The 16,655-nt window shown below is 63.4% G+C and carries 10 protein-coding genes; 5 read left to right on the top strand and 5 right to left on the bottom strand.

Annotated features, from left to right (window positions below):
- The first annotated feature begins 143 nt into the window (after window positions 1-143).
- Complete coding sequence (locus ASD02_RS33755; RefSeq protein ID WP_025425024.1) at window positions 144-1,229, top strand: MerR family transcriptional regulator; 1,086 nt, start codon at window positions 144-146, stop codon at window positions 1,227-1,229.
- 141 nt (window positions 1,230-1,370) lie between these two features.
- Here ASD02_RS33755 and ASD02_RS33750 read toward each other — a convergent pair whose 3' ends face one another.
- From ASD02_RS33750 to ASD02_RS33735, 4 genes are all read right to left on the bottom strand, one after another.
- A complete protein-coding gene (locus tag ASD02_RS33750) occupies window positions 1,371-5,546 on the bottom strand; it encodes a translocation/assembly module TamB domain-containing protein (protein ID WP_057210825.1) in 4,176 nt (1,391 codons plus the stop codon).
- Window positions 5,547-5,659: 113 nt separating this feature from the next.
- Window positions 5,660-7,573 (bottom strand): autotransporter assembly complex family protein, encoded by a 1,914-nt coding sequence (locus ASD02_RS33745; protein WP_025425022.1) that lies wholly within the window; start codon window positions 7,571-7,573, stop codon window positions 5,660-5,662.
- Between the two features lie 278 nt (window positions 7,574-7,851).
- Window positions 7,852-9,081, bottom strand: a complete 1,230-nt coding sequence (locus tag ASD02_RS33740; protein WP_057221811.1) for an MFS transporter — start codon at window positions 9,079-9,081, stop codon at window positions 7,852-7,854.
- Window positions 9,082-9,317: 236 nt separating this feature from the next.
- Window positions 9,318-9,575 (bottom strand): glycine zipper domain-containing protein, encoded by a 258-nt coding sequence (locus ASD02_RS33735; RefSeq protein WP_025425020.1) that lies wholly within the window; start codon window positions 9,573-9,575, stop codon window positions 9,318-9,320.
- Between the two features lie 432 nt (window positions 9,576-10,007).
- On the opposite strand from ASD02_RS33735, the gene ASD02_RS33730 reads away from it, so the two are divergent.
- From ASD02_RS33730 to hemA, 4 genes are all read left to right on the top strand, one after another.
- Window positions 10,008-10,496 carry a (2Fe-2S)-binding protein gene (locus ASD02_RS33730; RefSeq protein WP_025425019.1) on the top strand — a complete coding sequence of 163 codons (489 nt, stop codon included), beginning with the start codon at window positions 10,008-10,010 and terminating at the stop codon, window positions 10,494-10,496.
- An 83-nt stretch (window positions 10,497-10,579) separates the two neighbouring features.
- The gene (locus ASD02_RS33725; RefSeq protein WP_057210822.1) at window positions 10,580-12,928 is read left to right on the top strand and encodes a xanthine dehydrogenase family protein molybdopterin-binding subunit; all 2,349 of its coding nucleotides are present in this window, start codon (window positions 10,580-10,582) and stop codon (window positions 12,926-12,928) included.
- A gap of 15 nt (window positions 12,929-12,943) precedes the next feature.
- Window positions 12,944-13,741 carry a xanthine dehydrogenase family protein subunit M gene (locus ASD02_RS33720; protein WP_025425017.1) on the top strand — a complete coding sequence of 266 codons (798 nt, stop codon included), beginning with the start codon at window positions 12,944-12,946 and terminating at the stop codon, window positions 13,739-13,741.
- Window positions 13,742-13,966: 225 nt separating this feature from the next.
- Complete coding sequence (gene hemA / locus ASD02_RS33715) at window positions 13,967-15,181, top strand: 5-aminolevulinate synthase (protein ID WP_025425016.1); 1,215 nt, start codon at window positions 13,967-13,969, stop codon at window positions 15,179-15,181.
- Between the two features lie 102 nt (window positions 15,182-15,283).
- Here hemA and dxr read toward each other — a convergent pair whose 3' ends face one another.
- Window positions 15,284-16,459 (bottom strand): 1-deoxy-D-xylulose-5-phosphate reductoisomerase, encoded by a 1,176-nt coding sequence (gene dxr, locus ASD02_RS33710; protein ID WP_025425015.1) that lies wholly within the window; start codon window positions 16,457-16,459, stop codon window positions 15,284-15,286.
- Window positions 16,460-16,655: the final 196 nt, after the last annotated feature.

The following is a 16,655-nucleotide window of genomic DNA, read 5'->3' as shown; positions in this document are numbered from 1 at the left end:
AGGTAGGGACGGAATTGTGCAAAATCCATGGCGACCCGACCCAAGCGCGAGCATCCTCCGCGAAATCTTGATTCTACCCACACCAAATATCGCTTGAGCCGAACCTAAGGTCATACCTTAGAAGATAGTTCCAGGAGGCTCCCATGAGCGACAAGCGAAACCATGATCCCCTTTTGTCCGCCGCCGAATGTGCCGATCGTCTCGGCCTGACCGTGCGGGCGCTGCGTGTCTACGAGGATCGTGGGCTGATCGCACCGCGCCGGACGGAAAAGAACTGGCGGCTCTATGGCGCTGCGGAAATCGCCCGGCTGACCGAGATCCTCGCATTGAAGCGTCTCGGCCTGAGCCTGACCCGGATCACCGTGTTGCTGGCGGGCGCCGCGCCGGATCTCGGCCAGACACTGACGATCCAGCAATCCGCGCTCGTCGATCTGCGTGATCGGGTCGAGCACAGCCTGTCGCTGATCGGCGCGGCGCTGCAGAAAATATCGAGCGGTCGGGCCGTCTCTATCAGCGAACTCATCACTCTTGCCAAGGAGACCAGGATGACCGACCTATCGCCGGATACCGTCGCGTGGCGACGTTATGAGCAGGCACGGCCTCGAACCGAGGTTCGTTTCGATCCCGAAAAACACGGCTCTGTTGTGGGCGACTTCCAGTTCGAGGCCGGCGATGTGCTCAGCGTCACCCGCCGCGAGGGCGGACTGATGGCGCAGTTGACCGGGCAGAATGCGCTCGAAATCTATCCCGAAGCGGATGACCTGTTCTTCTATCGCATCGTCCAGGCGCAACTCTCTTTCACCCGCAACGAGCAAGGTGAGGTGGAAGGCGTAGTGCTGCATCAGGGCGGCTACGAACAGGCGGCGAAACGCATCGACGAGACGAAGGCGCGTGCCGTTGCCGACGACCTGGAGAAGCGCGTGAAGGATAAGATCCCGTTTCCCGACAGTGAGGCATTGCTTCGCCGCGTCATCGCCGAGCACCAGCGCGGCGAGCCCGACTACGAAGGCATGACGCCGCCGCTCGCAGCGGTGGCGCGCGAGCAGGCGCCCCTCGCCAAAGCCGAACTCGACCGCCTGGGGTCACTGCAGAGCGTGGCGTTCAAGGGCGTGCTGCAAGAAGGTTGGGATGTCTATGACGTGCGCTTCGAAAAGGGAACGCTGGAATGCGGGCTGATGCTTGCCCCCGGCGGCAAGCTCAGTGGCATCTATTTTCGCCCGGGGCTGTGACGGACGACTGATCCGTCCCGGCCGTCCGAAGACGGAAGACGACAAAGAATACGCCCGCGGATCGTTAGCGACCCGCGGGCGTATTCTTTGTGGCGAAGGTAGGCACGCCGTCAGTCAAAACGGTATTGATGACGCGCCGCCTCAATATTCCTTTTCGAAGAAGATGCCGCCCGATGCGGAGCCGTCACCGCCGGCCGCACCCTTCAGCTTGACGCCCTTGCCGACATCGAGATTGATCACGGCCTTGCTGGAGCCTGAATCCGAGCCTTGCTGCAGCTCGATATAGGTGCGGTCGTTAAGATACTTGCCGGCGCGCACCGAGGCGCCGCCGTTCTCGTCGGTGGTGACGTCGAGATCGTCGACGCCGAGCTTGTTGCGCAGACCGTCGAGCAGCGAGGTCGAGCCACCGCCCGCCAGCTGGCTGACGGCAGAGGCAAGCTGAGCAATCTGGAAGGCCGAGAGGTTGGACAGCGAGCGGTTGAAGATCAGCTGCGCCAAAATTTCGTCCTGGGGCAGGGCTGGCGACGACGAGAAGGTGATCTGCGGATTGTTGGCAAGGCCTGTGACGCTGACGGTGATGGTCGTCGCGCCGGCGGTCGATGTCGCCTTGAGATTGAGTGTCGGGATCAGGTCGCCACCGAAGCCGATGGTGCCATCGGTAAAGGTCAGGCGTTTGCCGAGGATTTCCAAACGGCCGCGGCGCATCTCGAAACCGCCCGAAATGGTCGGCTGCACGGCCGTGCCGCGGATCGTCAGGTCGCCGCCGAGTTCGGCATCGATGCCGCGGCCGCGCACGAAGACCTGATTGGCCGTGACGCCAAGGTTGAAGGCGATGACGCCGCTGGCATTGGCGCCTGCCGGCTTCTCGTCCTTGCGGATGTCCCTGGCCATCCGCTTGACCTTGGCCGGCGCATTCTTGTGCTTGATGTCGATAGCCGAGAGCGAGGTCGGCAGTTTCTCGGGAATGGTAATTGCTGCCTTGCGGATCGTCACCTTGCCGCCGAGTGTCGGGGTGGCGACCAGCGGACCTGTCAAGGTCATCTCGCCGGCAAGCTGCGCAGTGAACAGCGTGCCGTCGACATAGGTGGCGTTGTTGAGCCTGATGATCAGGTTGGCCGGAAAGCCGGAGCTGGGTACGGTGCCGACCGTGCCGGTGACCTCGACCGAGCCGCCGGTCGCGAGGTTGGCGGAAAGCTTGGAGATCGTCGCCTGCTTGCCGTCGAGCGCCACGTTGGCCGTCAGGTTGTTGAGCGCGAGGTTGCGCCGGACGTCGACAAGGCGTCCGCCTGAGGTGGTGATCGTGCCGGCAATCTGCGGTGCCTTGGCCGAGCCGGAAATCGAAAGGTCGACGGAGGCCTGGCCCGTGAGCGTGAAGCCCTGCTGGGCCATCAGGTTGGCAACGAGCGCGAAGGGCACATTGCCGTTGAACTTCATGGCGATCGGCATGTTGCCGCCGATATCGACATTGCCGCCGCCCTTGAATGCGAGGCCGCCGGCGCCGGAGAGCGTGGTGTCGAGCGTCACGCGGTTGTTGGCAAACTTGCCATTGGCCGAGATGTCGAAGGCACCGACGCCGGCGGTGCGCGCGGCTGCCAGCGAGGCGCCGGACCATTTGAGGTTATAGGCGACGACCGGCGCTGCCGCCGTTCCGCCGACATCGACGGTGCCGCCGATTGCCCCTTCCGCGCCGAGGCCCGGTGCGAAGGCATTGACCAGGGCTGCCGGCAGGGCGTTCAGCTTTGCGGTAATATCGAGCTTTTGGCCGGCGGTGCCGCTGACCGCGATCGTGCCTTTCGATGCCTGGATCGTGAGCGCATTCAGGCGCACGGTGCCCTTCTCGATCGCGATCACGGTCGGCGCCGCGAGCTTTAGTGCAATCTGTTTCGGCGTCGCGCCGAAGGAGGAAAGACGGATTTCCGTGCGCCCGTTCGAACTCGTCAGGTCGCCCCTCGCCGTCAAAGGCCCGCCGTCATACTTGCCGTCGATGGCAAAGCCTGTCTTGCCGGCCTGCTGGGTGAAGTCGAGGCTCAATCCGGAAACCCGGTTGGCCCCCTGGGCAATTGTCTCTGCCCGGACGCTGCCCTTGATCGCCAGTGCCGAAAGGTCGGCAATGGTGATGTCGGCCGTCGGCTTGGCGATCGTCAGGTCATCGCGCTTGATGCCGCTGCCGCCGGCCTTGAGCACGATGGAGGTGATGCCGTTGGCCGTCCGGATCGCCGCCGATCCAGAGAGATCTCCGGACGCCTTCTGGCCGGCCATGGCGGCAAGCAGCCCAAGGTCCGGAAGATTGAAATCGACAGTGCCGTCGGGTTTGAAGTCGGGGGTGAAGTTGATGGCGCCGTTGAGCGTGTTCTCGCCGATCTTGGCTTCGAGCACCGGGATCGATGTGCGACCGTCCTTCGAGACGACGTCGGCACGCACGTCGATCGGTTGACCGTCGAGCGCACCGGTTGCCGTCAGCTTGGCCTGCGGGCTGCTCTGGTTTGCGGTGGCGTCGGCCTTGATGGTCAGGTCGCTGAGCGTGCGACCGGCGAGCGTCGCGCCGCTCGAGGACAGTTCCGCCTTGATGCCGAGTTCGGCGAGCGGTCCGGTCACAGCGGCGGTGAAGTCGGCCTTGCCCTTGGCGTCGGCGAGCAGCTTGCCGAGATCCGGCAGGACACCTTTAAGATCCGCCGTCAGATTGCCTTCAGCGAGCGCCACGGAGCCGGCAGCCTCGATCGTCCCGGATTTGAGATCGATGTTTTCGACGGTGACGCTGCCGTTGGCGCCGGTCTTGATGCTCCCGGCAAGCGCAATCGTGCCGTCGAATTTTGCAGCGGCAGCGGGCGGCAGGGCGCCTGGGACCGTGAAGAGCTTGAAGGTCGCGGCAACCGTATTGGTTTCGCGCGAGAAGGCGCCTTCGACGGTGCCGCCAACGCCGGGGCTTTCCAGCGTCACCGGCGCAAAGGTGATGCTGTCCTTGGCAACAGTGATGTCGCCGACGATCTTCATCGGCGCCTGGACCAGCCGGACGAGATCGGCATTGTCGAAGCCGACCTGGCCGACCTCGACCGTCGTCTTGATCGGACCCGACTGTGTCGCCAGGTTGAAGCCATCGCTCGCAGCCGACAGCTTGATGGCGCCGAGGGCCACGTCCGGCAGTGCGACAGAGGCGACGTCGGCGGCCGCGTCAAGGATTGCCGATTGGGCATCGCCGATCAGCGACAGATTAACGGTATTGATCAGGACGCGGGCCTCGCCCTTTTCCAGTGGCCAGCGGAAATCGATGGCGCCATTGGTACCGGCGAGCCTTGCCTGCAGATTGTTCTCGCCCTTGCTGTCGAAGGTGCCGAAGGCGGCGAAGGCAAGCGCGCCGGTCGCCACGTGCCCCTTGTCGACGCGCACCATGCCCTTGCCGTCGAAGGCAGCAGCAAGATCGATGCTGGTCTGGCCCTCGAACATCGGGCGCAAGGCCGGCGGCATCAGCGAGCCGAAGCCGCCGCCGCCGGAAAGCGTCAGCCGATGCATGCCATCGGTAGACTGGACGTGACGGCCGTCTAGCTTGAGGATCTCGGTGCCGTCAAGCGCAGCCGTCCCGGCGCCGGCCCAGTCCGAAAGCGGTCCTTCGCCGGTTACCTTGATGTTGACGGCGGGTTCGTTCGGCAGGCGCAGGAGCTTCGCCAGAACGCCGTTGGCGGGCTCATTGACGGTCGCTTCAAGTTTCAGTTCGTTGCCGGCCGGATTGAAGACGATGTCGGCAACGGCACGGGCCTCGGGCCGGTCGCGCTGGGCCGCCGTTATGGCGAGCGCGATGCTCTCGTTGGTGGCGTTTACCTTGCCGCTCGCCGTCAGGAACTGGTCCTCGCCGGCGATTGCCTTGCCGATGACGATTTCCTTGAGGTCGATCGCATCGATCTTGACGTCGACCGGAAGCGCGAAGGTCGAGCGCACTTCCTTGGTTTCGGTCGAAGGCACCGGCAGGCGCTCGACGCGGATGGAGCCTGCCGAAATCGCCGCGGCGTCGAAGCGGAAGGACAAGAGGGCCGCGGGCGACCAGTTGAGCGAGAGATCGCGAACCTCCGCATAGATGCCCTCGCCATCGAACAGCGTCACGCTGCCGGCGGTGAACTGGCCGGTCAGAAGCGGGCTCGGGTCGGCAATCCGCACGATCTGGTCCGGGGTCGCCGCATATTTCTCGATCGCCCAGGCGACAAGGCGGGCGCCGGGAGTCGTGAAGCCGACGAAGGCGACGAGGAGAAGAGCTGCGACCGCAAGCGCGCCAAGCACATAAAGGCAATAGCGCAGCGTTGCGCGAAGGAAGCGGACGACGTGATTCATGATCTACCCATAACGCAACTTGTGTCGCTGCGGAATCTTTGCAGGCAGAAACTCCGGGCGCTCGTGCGAAATTTGCCGGCTGCGGCGCAGAAATCGGCTGGAACCGGCGCGGATCAGAAGGATTGGCCGATACCGGCATAGATGCCGTAGCTGGTGCCGCCGGGATATTTGTTGAGCGGCATCGCCACATCGAGACGGATCGGTCCGAACGGCGTCTGATAGCGAAGGCCGATGCCGGCGCCGGCGCGAATGTCGGAGAAATCGGGCGTGGTGCTGGCAGACACGGTGCCGGCGTCGATGAAGGGCACGATGCCGATCGTGTCGGTGATGGCGATGCGCGCCTCGACCGAAGTGTTGACATAGGAGCGTCCGCCGGTCTCGTCGTTGTTGCTGTTGCGCGGGCTGATCTCCTGGTAGGAATAACCGCGCACCGAGCCGCCTCCGCCAAGATAGAAGCGGCGGTTTGCCGGTATGTCGGCAAGGCCGTCGCCGCCGACCAGAACGCCCGCACCGATCCTGCCGGCAAGAACGAAACGCTTCTCGTCGCCGAGCGCTTGGTAACCCGATGCCGCTGCTTCGAAGGACGAGAAGAAGGTCTGGCCCTTGATCTCGTAGCTTGGTTTGGCGTTGACCAACGCCCGGTAGCCCTCGGTCGCGTTCAGCTTGTCATCGCGGGTGTCGCGCACATATTCGAGCGGAATGGCAGCTGTCAGGTAGGAATTGGAGCCGAAGGCGTCGTCGATATTCGCCCAGCTCAGCTCGCCGCCACCGGAAAAGGTGTCGGTCGGCGACAGTTCGAATGTGGCGCCGGCCGCACCGGTCAGGATCTTGGCGCGATAGGCATCGGGATCCTGGATGTTGGCCTTGAGGCTTGCGGTGAAGGTCGAGGCCGGACCGAAGGCGCCGGGCTTGGCAAAGAGGATGCCCGCGGAATAGTCGAGCTTATCGAGTTCCTGGGTCTCGCCGATACGGTCGATCGAGCCCTCGACACGCAGCGATTCCGCACGGCCGAACAGATTGCGGTGTCCCCAGTAGCCGGAAAGCCCGAGACCGTCCGTGGTCGAGACCTGGGCGCCGAAGCCGAAATACTTGTGCTTGCCCTCGGACACCTCGATCTTCATCGGGATCGAGCCGTCGGGCGAAAGCGTGTTGGCTTCCTTGATGGTCACGCTCGAGAACACGCCGAGTTGACGCAGCCGCTCGGACGCCTTGCGGATGTCCTCGGGCGAATAGGGGCGGCCCTCGTTGAGCCGCGAATAATCGCGAACAAACCCCGGATCGACGGTCTTGGTTCCGGAAACGCTGACTTCGCCAACGGGCGCCACCGGCCCGCTTTCGGCTGATATCACCACGTCGACGGTCGAATCTGCATGATCGGCAACGACGCTGCGCTCGGTCAGCTTGGCAAGCGGCCGTCCCTGCTCGCGCAGATCGTTGACGACCTTTTCGCCGGCCTTGATGATCCGCGTCGAATCCGCCCGGGTTCCGAGCGCGAGATCGTAGTCGGCGGGATTGAGGCCGGCGGCGTCGCCTTCGAACTTGACCGAGCCTAGCGAAAACACCGGGCCCGGCGTCACCCTGACGGTGACGGGTATGGCCTTGCCGTCAGGGAAAGATGGATCGGGTGGCAGGCTGTCGATGTCCTGACCATTGATCTGGATTGCGACGGTGCCGCCGTATCGGGCCTTCTCATAGAGTGCCGCCAGCAGGCGGTCGCGGTCGTCGCGGGCGCGGATCGCAAGGCCAAGGTTGCCTGAAACCGGTTTTTCCTGGCCCTGGACCAGCTGCGAGCTGTTCTCAAGCGCCTCTTTCAATTCCTTGTCGTCGGTACCGGCGTCGAAGGTGAGGGTGTAGTTGACGGGGTCGATGACCTGGGCCGCGTCCTCGTCACCCTCGAAAAACTTCATGCCGAAGATCTTGAACGCATAGGCCTTGGTGACGGACATCGGGCCGAGCGCGCACGAGGCGGCAACGGCGAGCGCAGTCGCTGCCTTCCAGTACGCAATACTCGACCGTGGTGGGGACATTCGCTTCCGCATCCCGTCTTAAGGCGACCCAATACAAACTGCCTTCATGCGGCGGGGTCACTATTGCATGCCTAAGGTTTTCCATCTGTTAACGATGACGGCCGGCCGCATCCACCCCTGAGGCCCAGATTCCGGGTCGATTTCCCTGAAAAAGAGCCGGAATGTTGTCAACGCAGCACAAAAACCGGGCGCCGCCGCCACAACGTCGGCGGTGGCTCCGTGCTCGGGATTGCCGTTTGCGGGGTGTCAGATGGTCGCGCTGATGCGGTTGAATGGGGTCAAGCCGGTTCGGGCAGGCCCTGCAAACGGGGAACCTGGGAGGCGATGATCACCAGGAACTGGATGAGGAACCCGGTCGCCGCGACCACGAGGCAAGCCTTGACGCCGAAGTGGGTGGCGACGAGAGCGCCGAGCGCCGCGCCGATCGGCCTTGCGCCGAATGTCGCCGTGGTAATGAAGGCTGAAACCCGCCCCAGCATCGCGTTTGGGGTGATGGCCTGCCTGAGCGTGAGGGTGGCGATCGACCAGAGAATCGGCCCCGCACCGAAGAGAAAGAAGCTCACTCCCGCAAGCGCGCCGAGGGGGAACCAGACCGTCAGCAGCATGACGACGGCGGCGAGCAGACCACCGAGCGGACCGAGCGCGATCATGACGCCGAAGGGGATACGGCGCGCAAGTGTCGGGGCGGCATAGGCTCCGATCATCATTCCGGCTCCATAGATGCCGAGCGTGACACCGACGCCCGTTGCCGTCAGTCCGAGTGTGCGGACAGCATAGGCGACATAGACCGCCTGCAGCACGAACCAGGATGTGTTGAACACGACCGCGGAGACAAGTATCGGCCGCAGGAGCGCATGGCCGGCAAGGAAGCGTGCGCCTTCGATCAGGTCATCAAGCAGATTGCGTTGCGGCCCGGCCGCTTGCTCCTGTTCGCGAAGGCCGGCGAGCAGCACGACGGCGAGAAGGGAGAGCGTGGTGGCCGCAACATAGGCGAGCGAGGCACCGGTCCAGGCGATGATTGCTCCGCCGATTGCCGGACCACCGGAATAGGCGAGGCTGCGGGCAAGCTCCAGCCAGCGATTGGCGTCGGCGAGCTGCGTGCGCGGAACGATGGCCGGGATCAATGCCGGGGCGGCGACACTGTAGCAGACCGTTCCGATTGCGCCGACAAAACCCATGATCGCCAGAAGCGGCAGGGTGAGCATACCGCTCGCAATCAAAAGCAGAGTGGCGACCAGGGAGAGGGCACGCAGCATTTCCGAGAAGACCATTAGCATTCGCCGCGAGGCGCGGTCGACGAGCAGGCCGGCCGGAATGGAGAGCAGCAGAAACGGCAGCGTCTGGGCCATCTGCAGCCAGCCCGATTCCGCGGGGCCAGCCGAAAGCAGAAGGACTGCCGCAAGCGGTGCTGCGGCCAAGGCGATTTGCTCGGAGAATTGCGCAAACAGGTTGGACCAGGCGATGTGTTTGAAAGCTGGCGGCAAGGTAGTTGCAGGCGGTTTCAGCATGGAGTGGGCCTCGATCAAGCTATTTCGAGGCAGCTGACAGGATTGTGTTGTCGCGGGCCACCCGATTCCTGCGCGCTCGATACGGCTGCCGGGATCTGATGGCTGATCGGCAGATTGCCGAGACAGTCAGGAAAACGAAAACCCCTCACGGCAGGTGGCCATGAGGGGCGATGTTTCGTCCGGTCCGTCATTTGACAGGTGGACGTCGTGTCGATGTTGTCGACCGTCCTTGCGGCTTAGCGCGGGCAGGAGTCGATGTAGCGGCGGCCGTAGCGGTCGCGGTAGTAGCACTGGCCCGGCTGTTCGGTGACATGGCCGATGACCGCGCCCGAAACGCCGCCGATCGCAGCGCCCACAGCTGCGCCACGAACGTCACCGGTGATCGCGCCGCCGATGATCGCGCCCGAGACGGCGCCGATGCCGGCACCCTTTTCAGTCTGGGTGCAGCTCGCAACCGACAACGCAACCAGCACAAGTGCGATGGCTTTCTTCATTATTGTTCTCTCCGATCTCTACGGATTTCAGCCTGTCGCCTCGTCCGTCCCTGAGTGATTGGCGCAAAGACGAGATGTCTTTCTCCACTTGAACTTGCAAATTCAGAAAATAAACCGGCCGCTGTGAAAGTCTACAGGAGGTCTGGCGGATTCTCTTCGCCGCCAACATAATGATATCGTTCCTGAACGGGACATGAAGGCCCGATTTCAGCTAACACAACCATCACGCAAAATTTTTATCGCGCCTGACCCTTGGGCGGTTGCGACATTCCAAAAAAAGACAATGATACAAACAAGCCGCGGGAACCCGGAGGAGGGATATCGAGGCGAAGGGCATCGATAGCAGTTGGCGCGTACCTGGTCGCGTGAACAGATCATCACCCGGCTTACCGTTCGCGCTCGTGTTGGCATTGACCCACCCGGAGGAGCGAAATGGCGAAAATTACAATGACGGTCAACGGCCGTCAGGTGAGCGGTCAATGTGATGACCGGACGTTGCTGGTGCATTTCATTCGTGAGAACCTTGGGCTGTCCGGCACCCATGTCGGCTGCGACACGTCGCAATGCGGCGCGTGCGTCGTTCATATGGACGGAATGTCGGTCAAGAGCTGTTCCACCCTCGCTGCGCAGGCGGCGGGCTCACAGGTCACCACCATCGAAGGACTGGCCGCCAATGGCGAGCTGCACCCGGTGCAGGCCGCCTTCAAGGCCAATCATGGCCTGCAATGCGGTTTCTGCACACCCGGCATGGTGATGACAGCGGTCGACATGATCCGCCGGCATGGCGGGCAGCTCGATGAGGCGACCGTGCGCGCCGAACTCGACGGCAATATCTGTCGTTGCACCGGCTACCACAACATCGTCAAGGCGATCCTTGCGGCGGCAGCCGAGATGGGCGGCGCCCGCGTCGCTGCCGAATGAAGTCCGGCCCGCGGCGATGACGTTTCGCCGCGATCACATTTCACCGCAGGACTTTCGCTGGATATCTCGGGAGGAGATCGGCAATGGGCGTTGAAGGTATTGGCGCGCGGGTGGCGCGCAAGGAAGACAAACGGTTCCTGACCGGCAAGGGGCGCTATACGGACGACATGTCGGTGCCGGGCATGAAATATGCGATCTTCGTGCGCAGTCCCTATGCGCATGCGAAGATCAAGTCGATCGACGCGGCGGCGGCCAAGGCCATGCCCGGCGTGATCGGCGTGCTCGACGGCGAGCAACTGCTCGCCGACGGTATCGGCAATCTCATCTGCGGCTGGATGATCCATTCCAAGGACGGATCGCCGATGAAGATGGGCGCCTGGCGGCCGCTCGCGCACGAGACGGTGCGTTACGTCGGTGACGCCGTCGCCATCGTCGTTGCCGACAGCATTGCGGAAGCGAAGGATGCCGCCGAAGCCGTCGTCGTCGATTACCAGGAACTGCCCGTCGTCACCGATGCGACCAAGGCGCTGGAGCAGGGGCAGCCGCAGCTTCACCCGGAAGCACCCAACAACTTGATCTTCGACTGGCAGATCGGCGATGCCGCCGCCACCGACAAGGCGATCGCCTCGGCTGCGCATGTGACCGAGATCACTATCCACAACAACCGCCTGTCGCCGAACGCGATGGAGCCGCGCGCCACGCTCGGGATCTATGATGGCGGCGACGATCACTACACCTGCTACACCACCAGCCAGAACCCGCATGTGGCGCGGCTGGTGATGAGCGCGTTCTATAATGTCGCGCCCGAAAACAAGCTGCGTGTCATCGCGCCGGATGTCGGCGGCGGCTTCGGCTCGAAGATCTTTATCTATCCGGAAGAGGTCGTCTGTCTCTGGGCCTCCAAGCGTACCGGCGTGCCGGTGAAATGGACCTCCGACCGCACGGAAGCCTTCCTGACCGATGCGCATGGCCGCGACCACCACTCGAAGGTGAAGATGGCGTTCGATGCCAACAACCGGATCATCGGGCTGAAGGTCGATACGGTTGCCAATCTCGGCGCCTACATGTCGTTGTTCTCCTCGTCGGTGCCGACCTATCTCTATGCGACGCTCCTGTCGGGCCAGTACGACATACCGGCGATCCACGCCAATGTGCGCACCGTCTACACCAACACTGCCCCGGTCGATGCCTATCGCGGCGCTGGCCGCCCGGAAGCGACCTATCTCCTGGAGCGCACCATGGAGACGGCGGCGCGAGAGCTTGGAGTTTCGCCGGCGGAACTCCGGCGGATCAACTTCATCCGCACCTTCCCGCACCAGACGCCCGTCATCATGAATTACGATGCCGGCGATTACGAAACCTCGCTCAATGCCGCGATGCAGGCCTCCGACTGGAACGGGTTTGCTGCCCGCAAGGCGGAAGCCGCTAAACGCGGGATGAAGCGCGGCATTGGCATGAGCTGCTATATCGAGGCCTGCGGCATCGCGCCGTCGGCGGCGGTCGGCTCGCTCGGTGCCGGCGTCGGTCTCTGGGAATCGGCCGAGGTCCGAGTCAATGCCGTCGGCACCATCGAGGTTCTGACCGGGTCGCACAGCCACGGGCAGGGGCATGAAACCACCTTCGCCCAACTGGTCGCCGATCGCTTCGGCGTGCCGATCGACAGCGTCAACATCGTCCACGGCGACACCGACAAGGTGCAGATGGGCATGGGCACCTACGGCTCGCGCTCGGGGGCGGTCGGCATGTCGGCCGTCGTCAAGGCGCTCGACAAGGTTGAAGCCAAGGCGAAGAAGATCGCCGCCCACCTGATGGAGGCGGATGAAAGCGACATCGTCATCGAGAACGGCGAACTCAAGGTCGCCGGCACCGACAAGACGGTACCGTGGTTCCAGATGGCGCTTGCCGCCTATACCGCCCACAACCTGCCGCCGGGCATGGAGCCGGGGCTGAAAGAGGGCGCGTTCTACGATCCGGCCAACTTCACCTTCCCCGCCGGCTGCTACATCTGCGAAGTGGAGGTCGATCCCGATACGGGGCAGACCAAGATCATCCAGTTCGTCGCCGCCGACGATTTCGGCAACATCATCAACCCGATGATCGTCGAGGGGCAGGTGCATGGCGGCCTGGCGCAGGGCATCGGCCAGGCGCTGCTCGAGGGCGTTCACTACGATCCGGCAAACGGCCAGCTCTTGACGGCAAGCTACATGGATTATGCCATGCCGCGGGCCGACGACCTGCCGTCATTCACGGTCTCGACCTCGAACACGCCCTGCCCGAACAATCCGCTCGGGATCAAGGGCTGCGGCGAGGCCGGCGCCATCGGCTCGCCGCCGGCGCTGATCAACGCCATCACCGACGCCATCGGCAACAACCGGCTGACGATGCCGGCGACGCCGCAAAAGGTGTGGGCTGCCGCCCATGCCGCAAACTGAGCGGGAGGACGTGTCATGTACGAGACCCATTATCACCGGGCGTCCTCTATCCAGGATGCCGTCAAACTCAAGCAGGCCGCAGGCGAGGGCAAATATCTCTCCGGCGGGATGACGCTGATCCCGACGATGAAGCAGCGGCTTGCCGCACCGACCGACCTCATCGATCTCAGGCATGTCGCGGAAATGAAGGGCATCAAGGTGACGGGGCGAACCGTGAGGATCGGTGCTGCGGCCACCCATTTCGACGTGGCGTCCTCCGCCGAGCTGGCGGCCGTGTGCCCGGCGATCTCAGGGCTTGCCAGCCATATCGGCGACCCGCATGTGCGCCACATGGGCACGATCGGCGGCTCCATCGCCAACAACGATCCGGCTGCCGACTACCCTTCGGCGATGCTGGCGCTCGATGCGACCATTGTCACCGATAGGCGGGAAATTGCCGCCGGCGATTTCTTCACCGGTCTTTTCGAGACCGCGCTCGAAGACGGCGAACTGGTGACCGCGATCGCCTTCGAGGCTCCGGCAAAGGCAGCCTACCAGAAGTTCGCCAACCCGGCCTCGCGCTACGCCATGACCGGCGTCTTCGTCGTGCGCCGGGACAATGGCGATGTTCGCGTCGCGGTGACGGGGGCCGGATCGAGTGGCGTCTTCCGGCACAAGGACATGGAGGCGGCGCTTTCGTCGCAGTGGTCGCCGGATGCGCTTGCCAATGTGCCGGTCGACGCTTCCGACCTGCTTTCCGACATCCACGCGGATGCCGCCTATCGCGCCAATCTGGTCAAGGTGATGGCAAAACGCGCGGTGGCTGCAGCATGAGCAATGCGGGCCTGTCTTGATGCGTCAAAAAGGGCGGTTTCGGCCGCCCTTTTTTCGTCCAAGCTTGACTTCGATCAAGCTTGGAGGGATTTACATGCGCTAAGGCTTTCTTTGGAACGGTTCAAAACTAGAGGCCTTTTGCCGCAGGCGGCGGCCGCGTCGCATTGCGGGGTTGACCCCCGGTCGCTTTGAATCAAAAAAAGCGGCAGGGCACTGGAGAAGATGATGGATTTCGAGAATTTCTTTAAAACCGAGCTGGACGGGCTGCATCAGGAAGGTCGCTACCGGGTTTTCGCCGATATCGCTCGCCATCGCGGCAACTTTCCGAAGGCCGCGCGCCACACGGCTGAAGGCATTCAGGAAGTCACCGTCTGGTGTTCCAACGACTATCTCGGCATGGGCCAGCACACCATCGTCACCGAGGCGATGAAACGCGCCATCGACGAATGCGGCGCCGGTGCCGGCGGCACCCGCAACATTTCCGGAACCAACCACTACCATGTGCTGCTCGAGCGCGAGCTCGCAGATCTGCATGGCAAGGAATCGGCGCTTCTGTTCACCTCGGGTTACGTGTCCAACTGGGCCGCCCTTGGAACGCTCTGTTCGAAGATTCCCGGTGTCATCGTCTTCTCAGACGCCGGGAACCACGCTTCGATGATCGAGGGGATTCGTCATTCCAAGTGCGAACGCGTCATCTTCAAGCACAACTCGGTGGCCGACCTCGAAGCCAAGCTTGCCGCAGCCGATCCGCGCGCGCCGAAGATCATTGCCTTTGAATCCGTCTATTCGATGGATGGCGACATTGCCCCGATCAAGGAGCTCTGCGATCTCGCCGACAAATACGGCGCGATGACCTATCTCGACGAAGTGCACGCCGTCGGCATATACGGCCCGCGTGGCGGCGGTATCGCCGAGCGCGAAGGCCTGATGCATCGCCTCACCGTCATCGAAGGCACGCTCGGCAAGGCCTTCGGCGTCATGGGCGGCTACATCACCGGCTCGACGGCGCTTTGCGATTTCATCCGCTCCTTTGCTTCGGGCTTCATCTTCACGACGGCGCTGCCACCGACGCTTGCGGCTGGTGCGCTTGCCTCCATCCGTCATCTGAAGGAAAGCCAGATCGAACGCTTCGCCCATCAGGAGCGCGTGCGCCGGCTGCGCTCGCTGCTCGACCAGCGCGGCATTCCGCATATGCCGAACCCGAGCCATATCGTGCCGGTCATGGTCGGCGACGCCGCCAAGTGCAAGTGGATCTCCGACCTGCTGCTCGACCATTTTGGCGTCTATGTGCAGCCGATCAACTACCCGACGGTGCCGACGAAGACCGAGCGCCTGCGCATCACTCCGACGCCGCTGCATTCGGATGCCGATATCGACCATCTGGTCGGCGCGCTGCATTCGCTGTGGTCGCGCTGCGCGCTGGCACGGGCCGTCGCGTAAGGCTTCACTTATCTTTCGAGAAATCTGCCCCTAACCTTCTCTCCGCGTGCGGGGAGAAAGTGGCGGCAGCCGGATGAGGGGCGGGAACGCCCGATCAGCAAACTATCGGATCAGCCCGGCAGCCAGTTGTCGGGCTTTTTCGTCGGCGGCAAAGACATCGTCCATGGTGACGGCCGCAGGCAGGTCCGAGAGCTTGTCCATTACCTGCTCGACAATTTCGGCCATGTCCAGGAACCCGGCCCGACCGGCGATGAAGGCTTCCAGCGCCGTCTCCTTGGCGCCGTTCAGCACGGCCCCCTGCACGCCGCCCTGTTCCATGGCGCGGCGCGCCAGGCGGATTGCCGGAAACCTGATTTCATCGGGCGCTTCGAAATCGAGGCGCGACAGCTTGGCGAAGTCGAGCCGTTCGATCGGCAGGTCGCAGCGGCTGGGATAGGAGAGCGCATAGCCGATGGCGGTGCGCATGTCGGGGCAGCCGAGCTGCGCCAGCACCGAGCCATCGGTGTAGCCGACCATCGAGTGGATGACCGACTGCGGATGCACGATCACCTCGATCTGCTCCGGCCTGAGGCCGAACAGGTGCTTGGCTTCGATCATCTCCAGCGCCTTGTTGAACATCGAGGCGCTGTCGATCGAGATCTTCAGACCCATCGACCAGTTCGGATGGGCGCGGGCGACGTCGGCCGTCACGTGGCGCATCTCTTCGAGTGTCTTGGTGCGGAAGGGGCCGCCGGAGGCTGTGAGGATGATGCGCTCGACGGCATGGCGCTGGTGCTCTTCCAGCACCTGGAAGATGGCGTTGTGTTCGCTATCGACCGGCAAGAGGCGGCCGCCGCCCTTCCTGACCGCTTCGATGAACAGGCTGCCGGCGGAAACCAGGCATTCCTTGTTGGCAAGCGCGATGTCGGCGCCGCGGCTTGCGGCGGCCAGCGTCGGGGCAAGTCCGGCATTGCCGACGATTGCCGCCATCACCCAGCCGGCGTCGCGCTCCGCCGCCTCGATCAGGCCGCTCCTGCCTGACGCAACCTCAATGCCGGTGCCGGAGAGCGCTGTCTTCAGGCTGGCGTAATGGCTGTCGTCGGCGGTAACGGCAAGCTCTGCGCCGTGGACAATCGCCTGCTGCGCCAGCAGCGGAATGTTGCCGTTTCCGGTCAGAGCGACGATCTCGAAACTGTCGCGACCGCCCAGCCGCTCGACGACATCGAGCGTATTGGTGCCGATGGAGCCGGTCGAGCCCAGGATCGTCAGTCGGCGCTTCGCGTTTTCGCGGGATGCCATGCCAATTCCCATGTTCTTGTTCGTTCTTCCAGCCTTACAGCGGGGCGGGGGCGCAAGCGCCCGGCCGAGCGCCTAACGCTCGCTCCGACAGAGGGAAGCCGCGTTTTGGTTTTGCCGAAAACCGATGCCGATCTTCATTGTATGCGCTAGGCTCTACAGGCGAAATCGACGTGCAACAAGGGCGCGGTCTTCAATC

The sequence above is a fragment of the Ensifer sp. Root1252 genome (assembly GCF_001425885.1).
GTDB classification, from domain to species: Bacteria; Pseudomonadota; Alphaproteobacteria; order Rhizobiales; family Rhizobiaceae; genus Ensifer; species Ensifer canadensis.
Note: the sequence above shows the minus strand (reverse complement) of the source record. Positions and strands in the feature narration are given on the sequence as shown.

Excerpts from the sequence above, each read along its gene's own strand:
- ASD02_RS33755 (WP_025425024.1), top strand. The coding sequence starts at position 144 with ATGAGCGACAAGCGAAACCATGATCCCCTTTTGTCCGCCGCCGAATGT.
- ASD02_RS33750 (WP_057210825.1), bottom strand. The coding sequence starts at position 5,546 with ATGAATCACGTCGTCCGCTTCCTTCGCGCAACGCTGCGCTATTGCCTT.
- ASD02_RS33745 (WP_025425022.1), bottom strand. The coding sequence starts at position 7,573 with ATGTCCCCACCACGGTCGAGTATTGCGTACTGGAAGGCAGCGACTGCG.
- ASD02_RS33740 (WP_057221811.1), bottom strand. The coding sequence starts at position 9,081 with ATGCTGAAACCGCCTGCAACTACCTTGCCGCCAGCTTTCAAACACATC.
- ASD02_RS33735 (WP_025425020.1), bottom strand. The coding sequence starts at position 9,575 with ATGAAGAAAGCCATCGCACTTGTGCTGGTTGCGTTGTCGGTTGCGAGC.
- ASD02_RS33730 (WP_025425019.1), top strand. The coding sequence starts at position 10,008 with ATGGCGAAAATTACAATGACGGTCAACGGCCGTCAGGTGAGCGGTCAA.
- ASD02_RS33725 (WP_057210822.1), top strand. The coding sequence starts at position 10,580 with ATGGGCGTTGAAGGTATTGGCGCGCGGGTGGCGCGCAAGGAAGACAAA.
- ASD02_RS33720 (WP_025425017.1), top strand. The coding sequence starts at position 12,944 with ATGTACGAGACCCATTATCACCGGGCGTCCTCTATCCAGGATGCCGTC.
- hemA (WP_025425016.1), top strand. The coding sequence starts at position 13,967 with ATGGATTTCGAGAATTTCTTTAAAACCGAGCTGGACGGGCTGCATCAG.
- dxr (WP_025425015.1), bottom strand. The coding sequence starts at position 16,459 with ATGGCATCCCGCGAAAACGCGAAGCGCCGACTGACGATCCTGGGCTCG.